The sequence below is a fragment of the Bacillus sp. 491mf genome (genome assembly GCF_900112415.1).
Classification (GTDB): Bacteria; Bacillota; Bacilli; order Bacillales; family Bacillaceae_G; genus Bacillus_A.
The window spans coordinates 301805-323619 of sequence record NZ_FOLV01000002.1 but is presented as its reverse complement, the minus strand read 5'-3'; the positions used below and the strand labels follow the sequence as shown (position 1 = coordinate 323619).

At 33.7% G+C, this 21815-nt stretch carries 25 protein-coding genes and 1 riboswitch; of the genes, 7 read left to right on the top strand and 18 right to left on the bottom strand.

Annotated features, from left to right (window positions below; translation table 11 throughout):
- Window positions 1–219: 219 nt before the first annotated feature.
- From nfsA to BM211_RS04480, 7 genes are all read right to left on the bottom strand, one after another.
- Window positions 220–954 carry an oxygen-insensitive NADPH nitroreductase gene (nfsA, locus tag BM211_RS04515; protein ID WP_090995325.1) on the bottom strand — a complete coding sequence of 245 codons (735 nt, stop codon included), beginning with the start codon at window positions 952–954 and terminating at the stop codon, window positions 220–222.
- A gap of 463 nt (window positions 955–1417) precedes the next feature.
- Window positions 1418–2128, bottom strand: a complete 711-nt coding sequence (locus BM211_RS04510; RefSeq protein ID WP_035434900.1) for a Crp/Fnr family transcriptional regulator — start codon at window positions 2126–2128, stop codon at window positions 1418–1420.
- Window positions 2129–2521: 393 nt separating this feature from the next.
- Window positions 2522–2686 carry a rubredoxin gene (rd, locus tag BM211_RS04505; RefSeq protein WP_035434903.1) on the bottom strand — a complete coding sequence of 55 codons (165 nt, stop codon included), beginning with the start codon at window positions 2684–2686 and terminating at the stop codon, window positions 2522–2524.
- A gap of 26 nt (window positions 2687–2712) precedes the next feature.
- Entirely contained in the window at window positions 2713–3933 is a 1221-nt protein-coding gene (locus tag BM211_RS04500) for an NAD(P)/FAD-dependent oxidoreductase (RefSeq protein WP_035434905.1), read from the bottom strand.
- Between the two features lie 21 nt (window positions 3934–3954).
- Window positions 3955–5190: an FprA family A-type flavoprotein gene (locus tag BM211_RS04495; protein WP_035434907.1), complete on the bottom strand. Its 1236-nt coding sequence runs from the start codon at window positions 5188–5190 to the stop codon at window positions 3955–3957.
- A 160-nt stretch (window positions 5191–5350) separates the two neighbouring features.
- Window positions 5351–6058: a class I SAM-dependent methyltransferase gene (locus tag BM211_RS04490; protein ID WP_035434909.1), complete on the bottom strand. Its 708-nt coding sequence runs from the start codon at window positions 6056–6058 to the stop codon at window positions 5351–5353.
- A 325-nt stretch (window positions 6059–6383) separates the two neighbouring features.
- A complete protein-coding gene (locus BM211_RS04480; protein ID WP_035434911.1) occupies window positions 6384–7106 on the bottom strand; it encodes a YwiC-like family protein in 723 nt (240 codons plus the stop codon).
- A gap of 710 nt (window positions 7107–7816) precedes the next feature.
- On the opposite strand from BM211_RS04480, the gene BM211_RS04475 reads away from it, so the two are divergent.
- Window positions 7817–8044, top strand: coding sequence for a DUF1858 domain-containing protein (locus BM211_RS04475; protein WP_035434913.1), 228 nt, complete (start codon window positions 7817–7819; stop codon window positions 8042–8044).
- A gap of 12 nt (window positions 8045–8056) precedes the next feature.
- The gene (locus tag BM211_RS04470) at window positions 8057–9286 is read left to right on the top strand and encodes a DUF438 domain-containing protein (RefSeq protein WP_035434915.1); all 1230 of its coding nucleotides are present in this window, start codon (window positions 8057–8059) and stop codon (window positions 9284–9286) included.
- Window positions 9287–9509: 223 nt separating this feature from the next.
- Here BM211_RS04470 and BM211_RS04465 read toward each other — a convergent pair whose 3' ends face one another.
- The 8 genes from BM211_RS04465 to BM211_RS04430 all read right to left on the bottom strand — a co-directional run bounded on the left by BM211_RS04465 (window position 9510) and on the right by BM211_RS04430 (window position 16380).
- Window positions 9510–10091 (bottom strand): YdcF family protein, encoded by a 582-nt coding sequence (locus tag BM211_RS04465; protein ID WP_035434917.1) that lies wholly within the window; start codon window positions 10089–10091, stop codon window positions 9510–9512.
- Between the two features lie 167 nt (window positions 10092–10258).
- Window positions 10259–11611 (bottom strand): MATE family efflux transporter, encoded by a 1353-nt coding sequence (locus BM211_RS04460; protein ID WP_035434919.1) that lies wholly within the window; start codon window positions 11609–11611, stop codon window positions 10259–10261.
- Window positions 11612–11713: 102 nt separating this feature from the next.
- Window positions 11714–12547 (bottom strand): MerR family transcriptional regulator, encoded by an 834-nt coding sequence (locus tag BM211_RS04455; RefSeq protein WP_035434921.1) that lies wholly within the window; start codon window positions 12545–12547, stop codon window positions 11714–11716.
- A gap of 92 nt (window positions 12548–12639) precedes the next feature.
- Complete coding sequence (locus BM211_RS04450; RefSeq protein ID WP_090995289.1) at window positions 12640–13125, bottom strand: hypothetical protein; 486 nt, start codon at window positions 13123–13125, stop codon at window positions 12640–12642.
- Between the two features lie 172 nt (window positions 13126–13297).
- Window positions 13298–14848, bottom strand: coding sequence for a solute symporter family protein (locus BM211_RS04445; protein ID WP_090995286.1), 1551 nt, complete (start codon window positions 14846–14848; stop codon window positions 13298–13300).
- Between the two features lie 3 nt (window positions 14849–14851).
- Window positions 14852–15190: a DUF485 domain-containing protein gene (locus tag BM211_RS04440; protein ID WP_035434927.1), complete on the bottom strand. Its 339-nt coding sequence runs from the start codon at window positions 15188–15190 to the stop codon at window positions 14852–14854.
- A gap of 200 nt (window positions 15191–15390) precedes the next feature.
- Window positions 15391–16011 (bottom strand): sterol desaturase family protein, encoded by a 621-nt coding sequence (locus BM211_RS04435; protein WP_090995283.1) that lies wholly within the window; start codon window positions 16009–16011, stop codon window positions 15391–15393.
- A gap of 60 nt (window positions 16012–16071) precedes the next feature.
- The gene (locus BM211_RS04430; protein WP_035434930.1) at window positions 16072–16380 is read right to left on the bottom strand and encodes a hypothetical protein; all 309 of its coding nucleotides are present in this window, start codon (window positions 16378–16380) and stop codon (window positions 16072–16074) included.
- A 561-nt stretch (window positions 16381–16941) separates the two neighbouring features.
- Between BM211_RS04430 and cspD the strand changes: the two genes are divergently transcribed.
- Window positions 16942–17139 carry a cold-shock protein CspD gene (gene cspD / locus BM211_RS04425; protein WP_035434932.1) on the top strand — a complete coding sequence of 66 codons (198 nt, stop codon included), beginning with the start codon at window positions 16942–16944 and terminating at the stop codon, window positions 17137–17139.
- A gap of 335 nt (window positions 17140–17474) precedes the next feature.
- Complete coding sequence (locus BM211_RS04420) at window positions 17475–17723, top strand: DUF2564 family protein (RefSeq protein WP_035434935.1); 249 nt, start codon at window positions 17475–17477, stop codon at window positions 17721–17723.
- A 110-nt stretch (window positions 17724–17833) separates the two neighbouring features.
- Here BM211_RS04420 and BM211_RS04415 read toward each other — a convergent pair whose 3' ends face one another.
- The 3 genes from BM211_RS04415 to BM211_RS04405 form a co-directional block, all read right to left on the bottom strand.
- Window positions 17834–18010: a zinc-finger domain-containing protein gene (locus BM211_RS04415; RefSeq protein ID WP_081904923.1), complete on the bottom strand. Its 177-nt coding sequence runs from the start codon at window positions 18008–18010 to the stop codon at window positions 17834–17836.
- Window positions 18011–18023: 13 nt separating this feature from the next.
- Window positions 18024–18683 (bottom strand): ribonuclease H family protein, encoded by a 660-nt coding sequence (locus BM211_RS04410; protein ID WP_035434937.1) that lies wholly within the window; start codon window positions 18681–18683, stop codon window positions 18024–18026.
- 228 nt (window positions 18684–18911) lie between these two features.
- On the bottom strand, window positions 18912–19397 hold the full coding sequence (locus BM211_RS04405) for a QueT transporter family protein (RefSeq protein WP_035434939.1): 486 nt from the start codon (window positions 19395–19397) through the stop codon (window positions 18912–18914).
- Between the two features lie 10 nt (window positions 19398–19407).
- Window positions 19408–19452, bottom strand: a riboswitch (PreQ1 riboswitch).
- A 168-nt stretch (window positions 19453–19620) separates the two neighbouring features.
- Between BM211_RS04405 and BM211_RS04400 the strand changes: the two genes are divergently transcribed.
- From BM211_RS04400 to BM211_RS04390, 3 genes are read left to right on the top strand one after another with little or no spacing between them, the layout of a single operon-like run.
- Window positions 19621–20493, top strand: coding sequence for an aldose 1-epimerase family protein (locus BM211_RS04400; protein ID WP_090995281.1), 873 nt, complete (start codon window positions 19621–19623; stop codon window positions 20491–20493).
- 15 nt (window positions 20494–20508) lie between these two features.
- Window positions 20509–20904 (top strand): reverse transcriptase-like protein, encoded by a 396-nt coding sequence (locus BM211_RS04395; protein WP_090995279.1) that lies wholly within the window; start codon window positions 20509–20511, stop codon window positions 20902–20904.
- Between the two features lie 4 nt (window positions 20905–20908).
- Complete coding sequence (locus BM211_RS04390) at window positions 20909–21814, top strand: DMT family transporter (RefSeq protein ID WP_035434945.1); 906 nt, start codon at window positions 20909–20911, stop codon at window positions 21812–21814.
- The last annotated feature ends 1 nt before the right edge of the window (window position 21815 follow it).

Below are 21815 nucleotides of genomic sequence, written 5' to 3'. Positions count from 1 at the left end.
TTGCAAAATTATTCAGTATATTAGCAGCATAGGAATAAATCGTCAATCAAAAATTTGAAATATTTTTATTTCGCAAACAAAAAAAGACTTTAGCTTCTGCTAAAATCTTTTCCGGTGATTTTTTTATGATTGAAAAACACATGGGAATAAATTTTAAAGACCTTGTTTTTTAATCATGCAAAAAAGCAAACCTGTGTGAACAGATTTGCTTTTTCTACATTATTTTTGGTTAAATCCCTTCTTAACCAAAAACTCTTTCATATACAATCGTTTCTCCTGTGACATAAACTTGCTCATTGATCCTGTCCACGTTATATCCTTTTGATTTGTCAATCTTTCTTTATAATATTCATTGGTCGTATGATCATATTCATCTAGTAGTTCGTTATATTTCTTCTCATCATATGTGTTTTCATGTAGAATAGCTTCAACTGGTAAGCGCGGTTTCACCCCATGCTTTTCATCCGGTACACCAACTGTCATTCCAAAGACTGGGTACACGTTATCTGGCAAATGTAGTAGTTCACTCACTTGTTCTGGGTTATTACGAATACCCCCAATATAACAAATGCCATATCCGAGAGATTCCGCTGCAAGTGCTAAATTTTGAGCAAAGAGAGACGCATCTACCGTTGCCACAATAAAGTTTTCTGTTGTACCAGCTTTTATTTCTGTCCCTTGTTTTTCACATGCTACTTCTAACCGCTTTAAGTCTGCACAGCAAACAAAGAATGCTGCACAACTTTTCACATGACGATTTCCAGATAGCTCTGCTAATTGCTCTTTTAACGCTTCATCTGTTACATATACAATTGAATAAGCTTGCACAAAATGTGATGATGCTGCATGCTGTGCTGCTCCAATCATTCTTTCGATTATATTCTTTGGAATTGGCTCTTTCTTATACTTCCGTACTGATACGTGTTGTTCCATCGTATGTATTATTTCATTCATCATATCCTACCCCCTATGGTGTGAATACTCCATAATTACCATATTTTTTGTATACGCACAAACGATATGCTTAAAACACAATGATACATGAAAAGAATCAATCGTATTTGATTGCTCCTTTCTTACATATTAAACTGCTTTCAATTTCTCTACACCTTTAACAAATTTCCAAACGAAATAGTGTATTCCTACCAGTGCAAAGAAAATGCTAAATTAACATAATACAGATGAAATATGATTGCCTTTCGTACAATTCACCTCTAAAGTTTTGTTACTCTTATTAAAACATTTCATTTTTCAACATATAAATCGCAGCTACGCAGAATACAACATGACCGCTTCTATGCATGGTCAGATGCTCTCGTCCCCCCTAGAAAGAAAGGGGTTTTTATGTCGTTTTTTCAACTTGTATATATAGTTAACTTAACCTTACTTTTTATCCAGTTCAATATCAATTATCCATCTACTCTATATATTTTCTAAAGGCTAACTTATTTTTAATTATTAGCTGCTTATTTCCAATTGATGTTATAAACCCTAAGTCTTCAAATTTACTAAATTTACGACTAATTGTTTCCCGTGTCACCCCTATATAACTTGCAATTTCTTCCCGTGTTAACGGTAAATTTATAATTATCCCTTTATCAGTATCCTTACCATACTTTTCACAAAACTCTAAAATGATATAGGCAATTCTAACTTCTGGATCATTTGTTGCAAGATTATGAGCTAAATTTTCTGTATGCGCTAACCGTTTTGTAACGGTTTTTAACAGTTTTAATGCAATACCTGGATTTCGCTCTATTATACTATCCATATCATTTTTCTTTAGCATACAAATTTTCGTATCTTCCATAGCATACGCACTAAAATTACTCTTCTCATCACAATTAAATATGTTTAATTCACAAAAACACTCACCGCTCGTTAAAATATGCAAGATTTGCTCTTTTCCTTGAGGGGTTAGTTTAGATAACTTTACTTGCCCCTTATTAATAATAAATAATGTATCTGATTTCTCCCCTTCATGAATTAATGGTTGTCCCTTTTTAAATTGCTTATGTTTTGACATTGCAGCTATTTTTAAAATTTCCTCATCAGATAGGGATTTAAAAATGAGAACTTTTCTTGGACAAGGCTCCACTGCATTTTTATGATAACAATGTTCTTTCATATTACCTCACCTAACTTTACATATAGTATATAAAATGAAATTTTAATCAGTTTCTTTTCATTATTAGCCCTCACCAATCAGGCTTTTATGGACATTAATACGTAATAAAGTGAAACTTCCGTCAGTGGGGGTTTTCTTCATCCCCACTGATGGTTAGTTGAACCAATCGGGCTTTTACGGGCAGTTATCCCCCCCCTATCTTCTTTGCTTCTCTCTGAATCTTGAGGTGGGGGTCTTACTGCCCGTTAATGCGGGATAAAGTATCCTTATGATACCTAAATTATTATATCTCTTCCTAAAAGCTAAACCAGTGACCTAAATCACATCAAAAAATTCTTTTCATATAAAAAAGTAACGAGAAATTATATAACCTTCTCGTTACTTTTTCTTTTGCTATTCCTCTACCGGTGCAAAATGTTCAGTATCTTCTCCACATACTGGACACACCCAATCTTCTGGTAAATCTTCAAAACTTGTTCCTGGTTCTACATCTTCATCCGGATCTCCAACTTCTGGATCATAAATATAGCCACATGGTAAGCAAATATATTTTTTCATTATAATGTCCTCTTTCTATTATTATATTAAGATTTCAGTTTCTCTTTTACCTTGCTCATTATTTCACTTACATTCGTATTTTTCATATCAATCTCTTCTAATGATACCTGCTTTTCAATAGCAGACTTGTAAGGAATGGATGCTGCAACTCCTTCTAATGAGATGACACCTACTATTTTATTATCTTTGATAAATAACCTTGTATACTTCTCTTTACCATCTTCTTCAACGATAGTTGTATCACATTGTTTCTCATCAACGAATCCAATCGAGAATAAAGATACATCGAACGCATTAAAAATAGTAGTTGAAATTGCTTCCTTATAAATTGCAGGATTAGAAACCATATTACTTCCGGCAATTTTCCCTTGATCCATTGCTCGTCCCCATAGTCCGCCAATTTCACCGTTTACTTCTGCTACATCCCCAGCAGCATATACAGATTCCACATTCGTTTCCATCTTCTCATTGACAATAATGCCTCTATTTACATGAATAGGAGTATTGTTTACTAAAGAAATGTTAGGAGTGACCCCAATTGAATACACAACACTATCACAATCTATTCGTTGTTCACCATTCACTTTCATTCCAGTTACTACTTCTTCTCCAAGAATAGAATCAATAGTCGTATTTACATATACTTTTACTCCGGCACTTTCAATTTTTTCTTTTAATAGAAGAGAAACTTTTTCATCTAATTGTCTTCCCATTAGTGTAGCGGCAACTTCTACAATGGATACTTGTTTGCCAGCTTTCATCATAGACCAAGCTGTTTCTAATCCTTGTACGCCTCCACCAATGTTTACAACATGCTTTTTATCTTCTAAACATGCTTTAAAGTTATCCGCTTCCTGCATGTCTCTAATCGTAAAGACACCTTTTTTATTTATTCCACCTACTGGTAGCCTTCTATTATTTGCACCGGTACAAATTAATAGTTTGTAATAAGAAATTGTTTCATGATTTGATGTAACAATATATTGCTGCTCTGTATCAATTTTTACTACTTTTGTATTTGTGAAAACCGATATATTATTATTTTGGTACCATTTTTCTTTTTTGATTAAAACTTTTTCACTGTGTAAATCTGAATATAACTCTTTTGACAGTTTAATTCTGTTATAAGGTAAAGATGGTTCTTCACCAAAAATAAATATATTTGAATCCTTGTCATGATCTCTAATTGTCTTTGCAGCATTTACAGCGGCTACTCCACTTCCGATAATAACAAAATTCTTTTCCATATTTTCACCTACGTTTTTCTATTAAATAGAACTTAATAATAAATCTGTAACAAACGTTGTTGCATGTTTAATTCGTTTTGTTTTCTCTTCATCCTTTGGAGAGAATCTTATACGAATAGGGAATTCAACATGAGTCATACCTGTAGACTTAATAACATTTGATGTACTTTGTACATTCATGTTTGTTTCATTTAGGTAATCTTGTACGACCTCAATTGCCTCACCACTCCAACCATATGATCCGAATGCAGCTGCGATTTTCCCTTCTAAGTTCATTTCCTTCATTTCTATTAAAATTTCTTCTAAGTTTCCAATCATATCTGCGTATTTAGTTGAAGATCCGATGAAAACTGCATCTGCTTCTTGAATACTTTCTAGAATTATAGCTTTTTCTGATTTGTCAGCATTAAATACTGTTACTTCAATGTTTTCTGCTTCAAATGTTTCTTTAATGATATTCGCGATTTTTTTCGTGTTATTTTTAATGGTTGTATATACAATAGTTACTTTTTTTCCTTGTGTTGTATCTTTACTCATTTCTGCATATAAATCGATATATTTTTGTACATCTTGACGTAAAATGTATCCATGAGACGGAGCAATCATTTGAACATCTAAGTCTTTCAATGCTTCCATTAACGTTCTGACATATCTTCTATGCGGGTGAATAATCGCATTATAATAACCTATGAAATCTTCCGTAATATCTTCATTCGCTTCATCGTTAAAGAATTCATAATTCGCTACATGTGTACTGAAAATATCACATGGGAATAAAATTTTATCCTCTATGCAATACGTGATCATTGTTTCTTCTGTATGAAGATATGGAGTTTCTTTAAATTTCAATGTCTTTCCGCCGATATCTAATGTGTCACCATCTTTTACAACTAAAAAGTTTCTGTGATGCAATTTATACATTTCCTGCAATTCAGGTACTGCGATTTCTGTACATACAATTGTAGCATTCGTAGCTCTTGATGCTAATGCTGCCAATCCACCTGAATGATCGGGTTCTGTATGATTCACTACGATATATTGAATGTCTTGTGGATCAATTAATTCACTTAAATATTCTACAAATTCTCTTCCAAACTCTATGTCAACTGTATCAATTACTGTTGGTTTTTCAGTTTTTAGAAGATACGCGTTATAAGTTGTTCCTTTTGCTAAGATTAAACGATGAAACGGAACTTCCCTATCATCAATTTTCCCTACCCAATATATATCTTCAGTTAGCTTAATTTCTCTATTCATATTTTTCAATTCCTCCTAATTGTTATCTCTTAACAACAAATTTATTATAAAAATTTTCCTAAGATAAAAAGAGGACTTGAATCACATTTTATAAAAACAAAAAAAAAAATACTTGAGTAAATGAAAATTTTTCTTTACTCAAGTATTTTTTATGACATATTTATTTTGTAGCTACAAGAACTAAAGCTGGCCCATTCGGTAAATACGCCTCTTTTTTAAAATTACCGAAAGTTTCTACAGTACGAAAACCACATTCTTTTAACATAGGCAGTAGTTGTTTTTTCGTAATGGGATATAACGGAATACTATTTGATACTTCTTTATCATCCACATTCAATGTTGCAGTAAATAATACTTTTTCTCCTTCTAACGTATAATTACGCTTAAACGAGAAATGTTTCTTCTCCAGTATCGGAAATTTAAAATTATTTTCATTTAATACTTTTTCATAATTTACAATTTGAATAATTAGTTTTCCGTTTGCTTTTAATTTTTCATAAGATCCACAGATAAAATTAAAGATTTCTTTCGAATTGTCCAAATGAACAAGTGTATTTCCAATACAATAAATACCATCAAATACTCCAGGCACATTTTCAATTTGTTGCATTCCAAATGTATTTACACTAAATATCCCTTCGCAAGCTGCAGCTTTCTCCCGAATTTTTGCAGCCAGCGTCTTCTCTGGTTCCATCGCAGTAACAGCAAACCCCATTTCAACTAGCGCTTGGGCTACATTACCTGTTCCTGCGCCCACATCCAGTATAGAGCTACCTTTTTGTAAATAAGAGACTATAAAATTTATTTGTTTCTCATTTGCAGGAAAAATTTCATCATAATATGGCGTTAACATTTGATAGAAAGTCATTATTTATACAGTCCTTTCAGGATTTAGCATTCAAATCATAATCAATTACTATCCGCAAATAGCAGGATAATATATATAAATCGCTGCTATGCGAAATACAACATGCCCTCCTACTGGCCTGCTCCTTTTGTTTTAAACATCGCACATGGCAGAAAAAGGTCCTGACCGCTTCTATGCATGGCCAGTTGCTCTCGCCCACCTAAAAAAAGAGGGTTTATGTCGTGTTTTCAATTTGTATTTATATATACGAAATGTAAAGAAACTATTTGAGTTAGTTTTCTTATCAAAATATTACTAAACATTCACAAACTTACTGTAATAATTATTACAGCAATGCTCTGACTAATAATACTACTGAAACAAAAAAGTAAATAGAATTTATACTCTCTAAAATACCCACTTTTAGAATCGAAATATTTCTACCATAAAATAATATAGATCGTATCAAACTTGGTATAAAGGCAATGGTAAACCACGGTGATACAATTAAAGTCACAATCACAAGTAAAGAATGATACCCCCATGAAACAAAGCGATACGTTGGATTCTTTTTCTCACGAATCATCGTCTTCACATAAAACGTACTTCCCATAAAATATAAAAATGATATAGTTGCAACAACCCATATCTTCTCATCAACTGTTTTCATTGTGAAATAATAACTAATGATTCCTCCTATACAAAACAAAATAATGGCACATGTATCATTTAGTAAAGCTCGTTCGTTTTTTTGGCGAGAAAAATAAATATTTATGAAAAAACATGGGAGCATAATAATGGAAAAGAACACAATACGCCATTCGTATATAAGAGCAATGATCGCACACACACAAGCTACACTAAAATAAAGAAAGAAAGAATGTAAATAATACTTCTTTCGTGGTTGTTTTACGTACATTAATAAAGGATACGTGGCTAAGTACACAAACAACCATGCTAAAAAGAGTGGTATGTGATACCATGTCCCTTTACCAATTAAAACACCCAAAATGAATGGAATAAGCAACATTCCCCATGCCCCGTGCTGCTTTGGAATAATTAACTTCATTCTTTCAACACCCTTACCCAAAGTTTTTTATCAACAATGTCATTTACTGATACTTACAAAAGAATTCATGCCATTAACCCTATAAAGTTTTGTAAAAGTGATATTTCTAATAGTTTTTTAATATACTTTGCCACCGAATGAAACAAAGAGCTTGAGAACAATACCTATATAGAATAAAGTAACACTCTTATCAGTTGGGATTTGCTTCATCTTCCACCTAACTTCTTTGCTTTCGCTTAATTTTGAGGCGGGGGTATTACTAGAGATAAGCTTTTTATTAAGGATAAACTATATTGAGGAAAGATACTGTGAGCGAAATCACGATTAATCAAAATTAAACCCTCCTATCGATTTATATCCTCATTGTAAAGTTATATAGACATTCATGTTGTGAGATATATCACGCATGAAATTGTCATTGCAAAGTGACACCTAAATCAGCCTTTTATGGACCTATTCCCTACCTATCTCTTTGGCTTCTTTAAAATCTTGAGATGGAAGTCTTAAGTGCCCGTAAATAGCGTGATAGAAATTCCTCTTTATCACGGTCTCTGGTACTTCTTTTTACACAGCGTACCCCAACTAACATTCCCTAGTTTTCTCTTCAAATTTTCAAAAATCACACGTGTGATTTTCCTCACTTCTTATTCATTCTTTCTATGTTACATTGTTTTCGAGAATTAATATCACTTATTTCCGAGGTGAGAGTGATGACAAAGATGATTGATTTTAGTCAAACCGTTTGCGATTTGGCTAACAAATACCCTGAAATCATCCCTATCTTAAAAGAGCTAGGCTTTGAAGATATAACGAAACCTGGCATGCTGCACACGGTCGGCCGTGTGATGACTATTCCAAATGGATGCCGGATGAAGGGAATTTCTTTCGATATCGTTAAAAAAACTTTTAAAAATAATGGATTTAACATGAAAGAATAGAGGAGGATCCTTATGAGTGAAATAATTAATAATCGTGAACAAGAAAGTATGAATCAATTTGAAAGACAAGCTATCTTAAAGGAAATTATTAAAAATCTTCATAATGGAAAAAGTGTGGAAGAAGTGAAGGCCCAATTTGAAGAAGCAGTCGGGAATATTACCGTCGCGGAAATTTCAAAACTTGAACAGGCACTCATGGAAGAAGAAGGAATTCCAGTGGAAGAAGTACAACGTTTATGCTCGGTGCATACAGCTATTTTTAAAGGTTCCATTGAAGAAATCCATCGATCCGATAAACCCGAAGATCAAGCTGGGCATCCAGTTCATACATTTAAGCTTGAAAACAAAAAAATTGATAAGCTTGTTAACTTCAAGCTTCAACTTCACTACGAACGTTTCGAGAAAGAAGATAGTGAAGAAAACATTTATAAACTAATCGAAGATTTAAATCTGTTGCTGGATGTGGATAAACACTACAGCCGTAAAGAAAATCTGCTTTTTCCCTATTTAGAAACATACGGAATTTACGGCCCGACACAAGTAATGTGGGGAATCGATGATGTCATTCGTAACGCTATTAAAGATGTGAAACAAGCATTAGCAAACTATAACGGAGATAAAAAGACGGTCTTAGACGGCGTTTACTTTGTCATCCGTGAGGTAACTGAAATGATTTTTAAAGAGGAAAATATTTTATTTCCAATGGCACTTCAAACTCTTACAGAAGATGAATGGGTTAAAATCGCTCATGAAAGTGATGAAATTGGCTATTGCTTAACAGGTCCTGCGAGTGTATGGAAACCTGAAAGAAAAGCAGTGCAAGAGCAGGCTATGTCTGAAGGATTCATACGTTTAGAAACAGGTATACTATCTTTAAAAGAACTAGAGCTGATGTTGAACCACTTGCCTGTGGATATTACGTACATTGATCAGAATGATGTCGTACGCTACTTCTCTCATGGAAAAGAGCGAATCTTTGCTCGTACAAAAGCGATAATCGGCAGAACAGTTCAAAACTGCCATCCTCCAAAAAGCGTTCATATCGTTGAAAAGCTCTTGGAAGACTTTAAATCTGGAAACAAAGATTGTGAAGATTTCTGGATTAAGTTCAAAGATAAATATGTATACATTCGCTATTTCGCTATACGGAGTGAAGATGGAGAATACATGGGTACCCTTGAATTCACACAAAATATTAATCCGATTCAAGAAATCCAAGGAGAAAAACGTATTCTCTCATAAGTTGAGATTGTTACAATTCCCTTGACCTTTCTTTAAAGAGGATGAATCCATTACTAAACACCCGGTTCATCCTCTTTAAGAAAAAAATGTCAATTCCTCTCTATCTCCCCACCTCTTTCTCTCTAAATATTTCAAGGTTTTCATACATATAAACGTACTCATTGATTCAGTCTGCATCGCATCCTTTTGATTTGCCAATCTTTCCTTTTGGTAAGGTTTCACATTATATTTGGTTCATAAGCCAATACTTCGTAATTGCTAAATACTCTCTAAGATTAGATTGAATGATGATTGGCTTTGGTGTTCTTGCAGACAATCCCTCTAGCTGCAGTCCCTGTTTTCCAGCAATTTTTTTCGCGCGGTACATATGAAAATCATTCGTAACAATGATTCCTTTTTTCTTATTTGTTGGAATAAGCGGTTTTGAAAATTTTATGTTCTCATCTGTATTCGAAGAACGATCTTCCATTGTAATTCGTTCTTCTTGAACTCCCTGTTTCATCAATCCGCGTTTCATAACCAAAGCTTCGGAAATATCTTCTCCTTTTCCTTTACCCCCAGACACAATTACAGTTGTTTGTGGATGTGTTTTTAAATATTCTGCTGCTTTATCGATACGATATTGCAAAGCATAAGAAGGCTCTGTTCCTTTCACACGAGCACCAAGTACAATCATATAATCTGCATCATTCGGCGCTTCCATGTGACCATGCTTGTAAATAATGTATTGTAAACTACTCATATAAATTGCTGCAATGATAATGAAAATAAAACAATACTTTTTGAATCTCTTTCTTTTTGACATTCCTATAAACTCCCCTATTTCACCATTTTTTTCATCATAATATGCTGCCAATTACTTGTATAGTTTTATTTTCCAATTCAAGATAGTTTATCCTTTAAAAGTAATATTTGTACGAATTCGTGTAGAACAAGAAAAAATCCCCTTAACATGTTAAGAGGACTCCATCATTATATATGTTTTTCTTCCAACACCCGTATAGAAACAGGATGTGAAAAGTGATTCGCTACAAATACAGCACACGCTGTTAATAGTTCGGCAACTGGCATTACAAGCCATATTCCATTTACACCAAATAATTTTGGCATCACCCACAGTAGCGGAATGATAAGCAGCAAACCACGACTTAAAATAATAAAAACAGATTTTTTGGTTTGTCTTACCGATTGAAAATATTCCCCATATACGATGTTATAACCTAAAAATACGTATTGCGTGAAGAATAAACTAATTCCAATTACCGTCATATTTAATAATTCTTCAGATTGAACGTCAAATAAACCGATAAGGTTTTTCCCAAAGAATAAACCAATAAGTGTTGCGATCACACCAAGTACAACCGCTGTTTTTACTGCAAGTTGCAATCCTTGTTTCAATCTTTCCGTTAAGTTCGCACCATAATGGAAGCTCGCGATAGGTTGCAATGCTGCCCCAACGCCAAAGAATAAAAGTAACGTCATAGCATGAATACTGTTTATCATAGCATACGATGCAACGCCTTGTTCACCAGCATATTGAATAAAAGTGACATTAAATCCAACCGTTACAATCGCTACCGTAACCTCTGTCGTGAAACTTGGAAAACCAATAATCATAATTTGCTTTACGGTTTCCCATTCTAAATGAAGTTTCGTCCATTTTAAAATACTGTTTTTTCTAAAGAAATGACTCAGCAGCACAAGAAAACCAATTGCTGCAGATAAAATAGTTGCAGATGCTGATCCTGTTACCCCCCAGCCTAGAATAAAAATAAAAATATAATTAAATACAATGTTTAACAATGCTGTGACAATAAGACCTGCCATAGCTAAATTTGGATTTCCATCATTTCGTATAAATGTACTTAAAATATTTTCTAATACATATATCATTCCAAATGTGAATAATACATGTAGATAGTCTAATGAATACGGTAAAATTACATCATTTGCTCCAAACAAGTATGCTATATCTTCTATTTTCCATAAACAAATAATCATTAACATAGCAACAATCGCAACAGCTACCGTCATAGATTGTGTGAAAATAGAACGCGCTCGCTCTATTTTATTTTCTCCTAAAGCGATAGAATACAAAGTAGCTCCGCCCATCCCAATCCATAGCGAGATGGAGAAAAAGATAGAAAATGCGGGAACAGCAACGTTTACTCCAGCTAATCCATTTGCTCCCACACCACGGCTCACCATAACCGCATCGATCATAATATTCACCGACATCAGTACCATTCCAAGTACAGCCGGAATTAAATAAGAAATAAATAAACTTTTAATCGGTTTTTCTCGTAATTGCTCAGTTGTTTCCATTACAAAATTCTCCTTTACGACTCTCTGTTCACATTGTAAACCTTCAAGTTACTTTAAGGTCAAGAGAGAAGTAAAAAATATATTTTGTTATGAATGGTGTTTTTATTTTTTTCTCACCACAGGGATTTGGATTTCTGTCACTTGCTCCTCTTGATTATTCGTTACAGACCAATCAATTAAGGCTAGCTCAATTGCGTCACCGCATATTTCATACCCATCTTTCTCAATAGCTAGTAACAGCCTTTTATATGTCTTACCAGTTTCTTCATATGGCCCATGATGATACGCACACCCATATATTCCTTCTTCAATTACATTTGAAGGAGCAGCATGAAATGGCATGTAATCAAGAAGAATAAATACGCTATTGTATGCTTGAAAATCATGTTGTAATAAGGCATTTTTTGCAACAGTTACACCTATATCACCTGAAAATATACTATCATCTACTTGTTTCATATTTTTTTGCAGTGAATGAATATAATAATCAAACATATCATCTGTTACATTTGGAGTAATCGGAAGATCTGTAATGTTACGCTTTGGTAATTCTTTAAAATTGACCGTATAACCATTTGTTTGTACAGCTTCTCTCATTAAATGAATTTTATGCTTTATTTTTGCTAACTTATATTCCATTTCCCTTTGTTTTTTCAGTAGCAGCTCTTCTTGTTTTTCTAATAAATCCAGCGCAAAGGCTGGTGTTCTTTCATCTGTATATCGTTTAATTTCTTTTAGCGGTATATTTAACTGTCGTAAAAACTTAATCGTATCTAACATTGAAAATTGGTCGATCGTATAATAGCGATAATTTGTTTGCGAATCAACAATTGCTGGATGAAAAATTCCCTTTTCATCATAGTATCGCAATGTTGATTCAGGAATATTATGCATTTTCGCCATTTCTCCAATAGTAAACCTCTGATTTAGTAACATATTTACTTCTCCGTTCTTTTTATTTCTCCATCTGTTTACTTTATTATACAAGTAATACTATTACAATAAATGAGCAGGAATGAAAATTTTCACTAACTCTCTATTTTTTTCCGCACATCCGCATTTAGTATATTCTTACATTTTCTAATATTTTGTTTGATTTGCTGATTTTCAAAAAAATAGACCTCTGTACCTGACCAAATAAAAACCCAACACACAATGCTTAATACTCCTCCAATATAGGCATGATTGCTCGAAAGCTTCAAGTATATCACCCCAACAATAATACCAATCACAAACAAAACAATAGCCCTCTTAACATTTCTAGCATATGTATATTTCTCTTCGTTCAAGAGGTTAGAAAAAGTATTAAATGTGGCAATCTTCAATGACTTTTCGTCAAATTCATTCTGACCTAAAAACAAGATTTCTACTTCTTTTCTTTTGCCACCGTGCAGCTTTGACAAAAGAAAATCTTCAAGGTCAGAGCTTAGATGAACATCATCTGAGCTATAATATTTTGAAAACGGAGTATCAGTTTCATCTAAATAGATATTTATACTTAATTCATCTTTCATGTAAACCATCCTTTAACTCCAATGTACTAGTTGAAAGTCAACCTGTTATTAATATGGTCAAAATAGCAACAATTCTTACGAGAATATCAATTCATAAAAAAATTCAAGGTGAAAATCAAAAAACAAATAAAAACAGAAGCGCCTCCCTTTAGAAGGAAAGCACTTCTGTTTCTTAATGTGCTGAAACATCACTAATTCCATGACCTGTATTCGACTTTACAAGTATTTCATCAAACTTCGCTGCATCTTCTTTCTTACTTGAGAAAATCGTTCCTAAATATGCTGCTAGAAATCCAAGTGGAATAGAAACGATTCCTGGTGTTGTATATGGAAATAATGGATCCCCAACAAAAATCGCTTTTCCTGCCACTGGATTCCATACATTCGGACTCATTGCAACGAGCACAATTGCTGAAGTTAAGCCAACCAACATGCCACAAATTGCCCCCGTCGTATTAAAGCGTTTCCAATATATCGTAAATAAAATAACTGGTAAGTTCGCACTTGCCGCAACAGCAAATGCAAGTGATACAAGAAACGCTACATTTAACGTTTGGGCAAATAGCGCTAAAATTATAGAAAATACCGCTACCCCAACTGATGCGTAACGTGCCATTTTTACTTGTTCTTTTTCCGTCGCTTTTCCGCGGCGTAAAATTTCATTATAGAAATCATGAGCAAACGCTGATGCCGCTGTTAAGACAAGTCCTGCTACTACAGCTAAAATTGTCGCAAACGCTACTGCCGAAACGAAAGCAAATAAAAGATTTCCACCTAACGCTTCTGCTAACATTGGCGCTGCCATATTACCAGCTGCATTCGCTTTCACAATTGCCTCATTCCCAACAAATGCTGCTGCACCAAATCCTAAGAAAATTGTCATAATATAAAAAGCTCCGATTAGCCACGTTGCATATACAACAGATTGACGGGCTGTTTTTGCATCACGCACTGTAAAGAAACGAACGAGAATATGCGGCAATCCCGCTGTACCAAGAACAAGCCCTAAATTTAACGAAATTGTATCTAAGCCAACTTTATACTTTACACCAGGATTTAAAAATGCTTCTTTCAATGGTGTAGCTGTCTTCATTTGCGCAAACATTTCAGTAATACTAAAATTAAACTTCGCAAACACAATAACAGAAATAATAAAAGTACCAGCCATTAATAATACTGCTTTAACAATTTGTACCCAGCTCGTTGCTGTCATTCCTCCAAAAATAACATATACAGTCATCAATATCCCAACAATGAGTACAGCCGTTGTGTATTCGATTCCTAATAATAATTTAATAAGTGCCCCGGCTCCGACTAATTGTGCAATCATATAAAAAATTGAAATTGTCATCGTATTAAGCGCTGCTACCCCGCGTACTTTTTTTGCATCAAAACGCGCTGCAATCATATCTGCTAACGTAAACTTCCCGAGGTTTCGAAGAGGCTCTGCAACAAGATACAGTACAACTAAATAAGCAACAAGAAAACCAATGCTATAAAAGAATCCATCAAACCCTGTTAATGCTATTGCTCCGGCAATTCCAAGAAAAGACGCAGCGGACATATAATCACCTGCAATTGCCAAACCGTTTTGCCATCCTGTTAATCCGCCGCCTGCTGTATAAAAATCACTTGCATTTTTTGTTTTTTTCGATGCATAGTACGTAATGACAAGCGTTCCAAGGACAATAACTAAAAATAAACTAAAAGCTGTTGTATTCAATATTTATCCCCTCTCTTTATCCAAGTTTTCAAGAATTCGATTTGATAACTGATCAAATGATTCTGCTTTTTTGTTGTAGATCATGCATAATGTCCATGTCATAATAAACTGAGCAAATGCAAATATCCACGCCCATGTAATATCACCAAACGCTGCTGTGTTGAGCACTTTTGAATACGATGTTAAAATAGGCAAAGCAATAAAAAAACTGAAAAAGAAAATGCTCATCGGTACAATAAATTTTTTCTTTGCCTGTAACAAATTTTGAAACTCAGCAGACTGTACTACGTTTGTATAATTGATTTCACCATTCAATTTACGTGCAGATGTTTCTTGTTTCATTTCATACCTACTCCTTTCTTTTCAATACAAATCTCTAATTACTTTCTTTCACAACCCAAAACACTAAATTTTATAAATATTCAGAAACTTAAGTTTATTGTAGACAATCTATTTTTGTAAGCAAAGATTTTTCGATAGACAAATTCTGTCATTTTTCTCCAAACTTCAATATTTTCTTAGTTAAAAATAAAAAGCAGTGCTTATCGCACCGCTTTTTCACTTTCTAAATTTCGAGCTGTTTCACTCGTTTCAACATCTTTTCCTTCTTTAAATGTCTTAAACAGAAAATCGTAAAATAAGTTCGATACTCCAAACCAATAATTCTCATTTTTATAATGATGCAGTAAATGCTGCTTCTTTAACCATCTTCCATATGGAGTCACTGGACGAATTGGACGATGAGCAATGTAATGCTTCCACTCATATACTAATAGCATAAAAATCATTCCAATTCCAAATGATAATGTTAGCGTAATGTTAGAAGTAATACCATATACAATACATAAATAAATTGTAAATCCAGGAAGGCTATACCACACAGGTAAAAATAGTAACTTTAAATCATTCGGGTATACATGATGATCATAATGAAGACGCTTTAACATTTTTAATAAAAATGTATTCTTTGGTGGTTTTAAATGGAATAAAAAACGATGCGTTACATATTCGTTTATTGTATAAAAGATAATACCTACAATAATAGCAATTACCGCCATCCATGTAAACAATTTCATGTTCAAAAACACAATAAAAGCAATTAAAACTCCTATCATAATGACAATATCGTGCTGTAAGAAATACTCTTTTATTACCCTTTTCATCCCCATTCCCCTCTCTTTAGAAAGCGGCCGTAACACATTGTTATGGCCGCTTTTTTATTTCTATTCTATTCCCATTACAAGTTGACTTGTTTCCCCATTTGGATAGAAAATATTACTCGAACCGAATATATTCTGTTTTGGTATAATATGTTCCACTGCAAAAACTGTCACTTCTCCTCGTTGTACTTCTCCAATAATCAATCCTAATATTTCATGATTTACAGCAAATGTCGGTTGTTTTGTTTGAAACAATCGTTCAGCTATTTGAAGAACAGTCTCGTATAATGAATTTCTATCTGTTACTTCTTTACGTATTTTTGCGGCTAATGTAATAATAATTTCTTTTTCATTTACTGTGGTTCGATACATAGAAATCTCCCCTTCAATCTTATATAAACAATTGTAAAGCCTTATACGCAAAATGAATAGAAAAAGTGGTATTTACATCCCATAAAATAATTGTATGTTCATATACTCCAAAACAAAATGTAAGGGATTAAAACCTCCACTTCAAATCTGCCATGAGCAATCGATGAAGATCATCTATCTCCTCCTAATCTTTATATTCGATATTTGAATATAAAATTCCTTGTTTTACACATTGAAATCCATAATAAAAATACTCACATTTAAAATATCCTTTTTTATCCATAAACATACAAGCACCGTCTGAACTTACAGCTCCCATACAGAACAAAACATAACCAAAGTTTTATGTTGGTTTCTTAATCAATTATATGTTGAGAAAATTATTTAAACATACAAATAATAAAACCGCTTACTTGACTAAAATCTCTCATTACATATATATTTAAGTTATCATTTAGCAGAATATTCGAGAATATAACAATTTCAATTTTATGAATTTGTATATATTTTAGGTACCATTTACTAAATGAGAAAGTAATTATATTTAGGGGGCATTATAGTATGCAAGGTAAAGTAAAATGGTTTAATAGCGAAAAAGGTTTTGGATTTATCGAAGTTGAAGGTGCTGAAGATATATTCGTACACTTCACTGCAATTCAAGGTGAAGGTTATAAATCTTTAGAAGAAGGTCAAGAAGTTTCTTTCGAGATCGTTGAAGGAAATCGTGGACCTCAAGCTGCTAACGTGGTGAAACTTTAATTTAATATATGACAGGAGGCTGCCCCAAAGGTTTCACTTTTGGAACAGCCTCTTTATTTTTATATATAAGGAACTGACTAAAAAGTTCACTTTTCGGTATAATTCAGCTCAGTGAATCGACTACTTTTATGTCGAATATCAGCGAAGTATCTTTATTTCGTGTCGAATCGCCGATATATTATGAAAAGCGCTGATATATTCTAAAAAGTGGTCGATATATCGTAAAAAGCACCGATATATTGCAATGAATGATCCGCTCCTTTGTTATTCTTCTGCATATTTCTTTTCCATAGAGCAAAAACTATGTGAAATGAGAAAATAAGGAGGAGAAAACAATGGGTTCACCTATAAACGATTTTGAAGAAGTGAAATTGCGTGTAGAAACTGCGCAAAAGATGGTTGGTTCTGCGACGATTACAATGGATCCTGAATCATTGCAGCATGCTACAAATGCCGTTGAGTCCGCACGTTCGCAGCTCGAAACAATGAAAGAAGTAGCAACAGATTTAGATGCACCATTTTTGTTGGACCAAGAGGACAAATTAGAAAGATGCGAACATCAATTACAAGAAGCAAAGAATTAAAAAACACCTAGAGTTTTTCTGGGTGTTTTTTACATTTGAAACATTTTAACCTGTATACCTATTATATCTTTATAGTCAAAAAGCTTTCACCTGAGCAAAGAGATGATTGTTCAAGACAGGTGTTTTCCATACTCTTGTAGCTTTTCTCCAATCGTACATTGCCGAATACAGAAGGAGTGAGCATAATATTTACTCTGTTCTTTTCGAAAATGTTTTTGCAAAAAACAACCATCGCAATATGTTTCTAATAAATCGTTCACCTCGTTAATCAGCTGCTTACGATTCACTCCTTCTACACTCCTATTCTGTTATTTCTTTATGACTATCAATATCCGTTCTTTCTAGTGCTTGTGTTGCTAATTGATGCGCTTCTTTATTTTGCTTTCTAGAAACCGGTTCACATACTAGTTTTAGTTTCATCTGTTTTGCTTTTCGTTCAATTTGATCTAAATAATGAATTAAATGTTCCTCATAACACGGCCATTCACCCGCTAATTGTTGAAGAACCACTTGAGAATCACCGCGTAGTATCACTGATTCATACTTAACCCCTAGCTCTTCTAACATGTTCATTCCATATAATAACGCTGCATATTCCGCTTCATTATTATCATCAATTCCTTCTATGTAAGCATTGCGGCGAATTCGATACGATTTTCCCTGTCTCTTATAGTAAATACTTATCCCTACACCCGCTTCTTTTGTCTCAACATCATATCCTCCATCAAAGTACAGCGTAAGATCTTGTGGCTCTTCTTCAACTTGTTTACTTAGTTTCTTAACTTCTTTTAACGTCCACTCTACTCCCATTTCATCATGAAAAAACAATTCCTTTGCTCTCCCTGTTTTTTCAAAATCCGCAGCGAGCTGTATTGCCTCTTCTAAACGAAGAAAATCTGTTTCTAGGTTAGTCTCTAAACCTTGTTTTGTTCGATATAACCAAGTAATTTTATATTTCATTATGCTCCCCCTTTAATATGCAAAACCCATGCACATTCATACTAAATATTATGCTCTTATTTTATCCTATTTTGTCTATGCGGACCGTATTCTATTCGAAATTCATTTATCTCCATAAAGCGGATGAGTGTATTTAACCGCGCGTAGTAGCGATTTATATGCTGCAAAATAACACGAGAAAAATAAATAAGAGCTGCCACAATAAAGTGAACAACTCTCTAATGAATCTTACACAAATTTCTCAAACTGTACTCGTTTGTTAATAAAATACATAACAGGCCCTCCGATTACCATTACAACAAACTCACCAATCGCACATGTTAACCATGTAAACAAAAATGGTAAATCAAACGCAAGATTGAGTTCAATTGCAATGATAAACATTGTAATTGTAAAGACCACTGTATTAAAGATCATACGACCCCATATCCCTTTTATAAAACGCATTGAAACAATTGTACAAAGTAAGGCGATAATAGATTGCCCCACTCCAAATACAAGGTCATATGCAATCATTGGTGAGAAAAAGAGGTTTGCTAAAAATACACCTAACACAATTCCGTAAATATATTTTTTATTGAAAACAATAAGATGATTAAACATTTCTGAAATACGGAATTGAATATTCGTAAAACCAAAAGGTTGAATAAGCATAGTAACAGCAATATATAGTGCCGCTAAAATACCGTTAGCAACAAGTGTTTTAACTTTCATTATACGATCGATCTCCTTAGTTTTTTTACGTGGGATGGTTACGAACCACGTCAATATTTTAATAAACAAAATTAAATTATAATTATTATTCGAGTCCAAGTCAATATAGAAAAATCGTTACTTTATTTATGAATAAATAAAGTACAAAAGGGTGCTCATACACTGTCCTTTTCTATTTAGAGGACGTATAATAAAAAACATGAAAGATTTAGGAGGTTTGTTCATGGCAACAACGATTCAAAACGAAAAAATGATCGTGTCGATTTCTGAAAAGGGTGCAGAACTGCAAAGCATTCGCTTAAAAGATGATTCTACCGAATATTTATGGCAAGGAGACGCAAAGTATTGGGGAAGACGTGCACCTATTTTATTCCCAATCGTCGGAAGATTAGTAGAAAATACATATTATATTGATGGTAAACCGTATTCATTAACACAACATGGCTTTGCCCGAGATTTAACATTTACGATTAAAGAACAAGATGAATCAAAAATTACATATGCAATAACTAGTAATGAAGAAACTTTACAAAACTATCCATTTGCATTTGAATTGCTTATTTCTTATGAATTAAATGAAACATCTATATACGTAACATACGAAGTATTCAATTCTAACTCGGAAGAAATGTATTTTTCAATTGGAGGACACCCCGGTTTTAATTGTCCATTATTACCAAATGAATCTTTCACAGACTACTATTTATCTTTCGGTACTCCAGAGCGTCTAGAAGCAAGTGTATTAGAAGGACCGTTTCTTTCTAAACAAAAACTCGTAGTAGCAGAAGAAGCAACAGAACTTCCACTTACGTATGATTTATTTCAAAACGATGCGCTTATATTTGAAAATATGCGCAAAAGTGAAATTACTATCCGTTCTCACAATCATAATAAATTTGTCAAAGTATCATTTGAAGGATTCCCATTTGTCGGTGTATGGACACCAGGAAAAGATGCACCGTTCTTATGTATTGAGCCTTGGTATGGCATCGCCGATGAATTAGAACCGGCAAACGAATTCAAAGAGAAAAAAGGAATTCAAATGTTAAAAGCGAATGAAACATTTACATGTTGCTATAGTATTACAATCGGTTAATTGGAGGGTTTCAGTTTGATTGAAGTGTACATTGATGGTGCATCAAAAGGAAACCCCGGCCCTTCCGGCGCTGGGGTATTTATTAAAGGGATTCAACCGCCTGTACAGCTGACTGTTCCGCTTGGAGTTATGAGCAACCATGAAGCGGAGTATCACGCATTACTTACTGCATTAAATTATTGCACCAAACATAATTATAAAATTGTATCGTTTCGAACAGATTCACAACTTGTAGAACGCGCGGTTGAAAAACAATATGTAAAAAACCCATTATATGCACCACTTTTAGATGAAGCACTAAAAATAATCCAGCAATTTGATCTCTTTTTTATAAAGTGGATTCCAAGCAGTCAAAATAAAGCAGCCGACGAATTAGCACGAAAAGCCATACAAAAAAATGAACGGAGGTAGTGTATTGAAAAAAGAGTGGATTGCGCCTCTCGCCTTATTGTTTGTTGCTTTCATTTGGGGAGCTACGTTTGTTGTTGTTCAAAATGCCATGTCATTTGTCGGGCCATTTACTTTTAATGGTGTACGTTTTTTATTAGCTGGAATAATTTTATTGATCATTCAGCTCATTTCTATGAGAAAAATACCTATTAAACACGTAGGCTATAGTAGTGGTGCTGGTATGATAATAGGATTCTTTTTATTTGTCGGGTATTTATTACAAACATTTGGTTTATTGTATACAACCTCTTCTAAGGCCGGGTTTTTAACAGGGCTCAGCATTGTCATGGTACCCATTTTATCGTTTATCTTTTTAAAACAAAAAGCGAATCTATTTATCGTACTTGGAATTACAGCGGCTACAATTGGATTATTTCTATTAACAGCTGGAGACGCTTTTCAATTTAATTTGGGAGATTTTCTTATCTTAGGTTGTGCTGTAGCATTTGCCGCACACATCCTTGTAAATGGATTCTATTCAAAAAAGATATCTCCGTTATTATTAAGTACAACACAAATATTAGCGGTTGGACTCTTTTCTTCTATTTGCGCATTTTTGTTTGAAGATTGGGAAAAATTATTTTCGATGTCATTATGGACAAATCGCTCATTTTTATTGGCACTATTGTTAACATCACTTTTTGCCACTTCCCTTGCATTTTTCATTCAAACCACAGCGCAAAAATATACATCTCCTACCCGCGTTGCAATTATTTTTGCAATGGAACCCGTCTTTGCAGCAATAACAGGTGTTCTTGTTGCAAATGAGCAATTATCCATATCAGCTATCATTGGGTGTATTTGCATTTTCATAGGAATGATCTTTGTAGAATTACCAAATAAACAAAAAAAAGAAGCGCAGGCTGCATGAA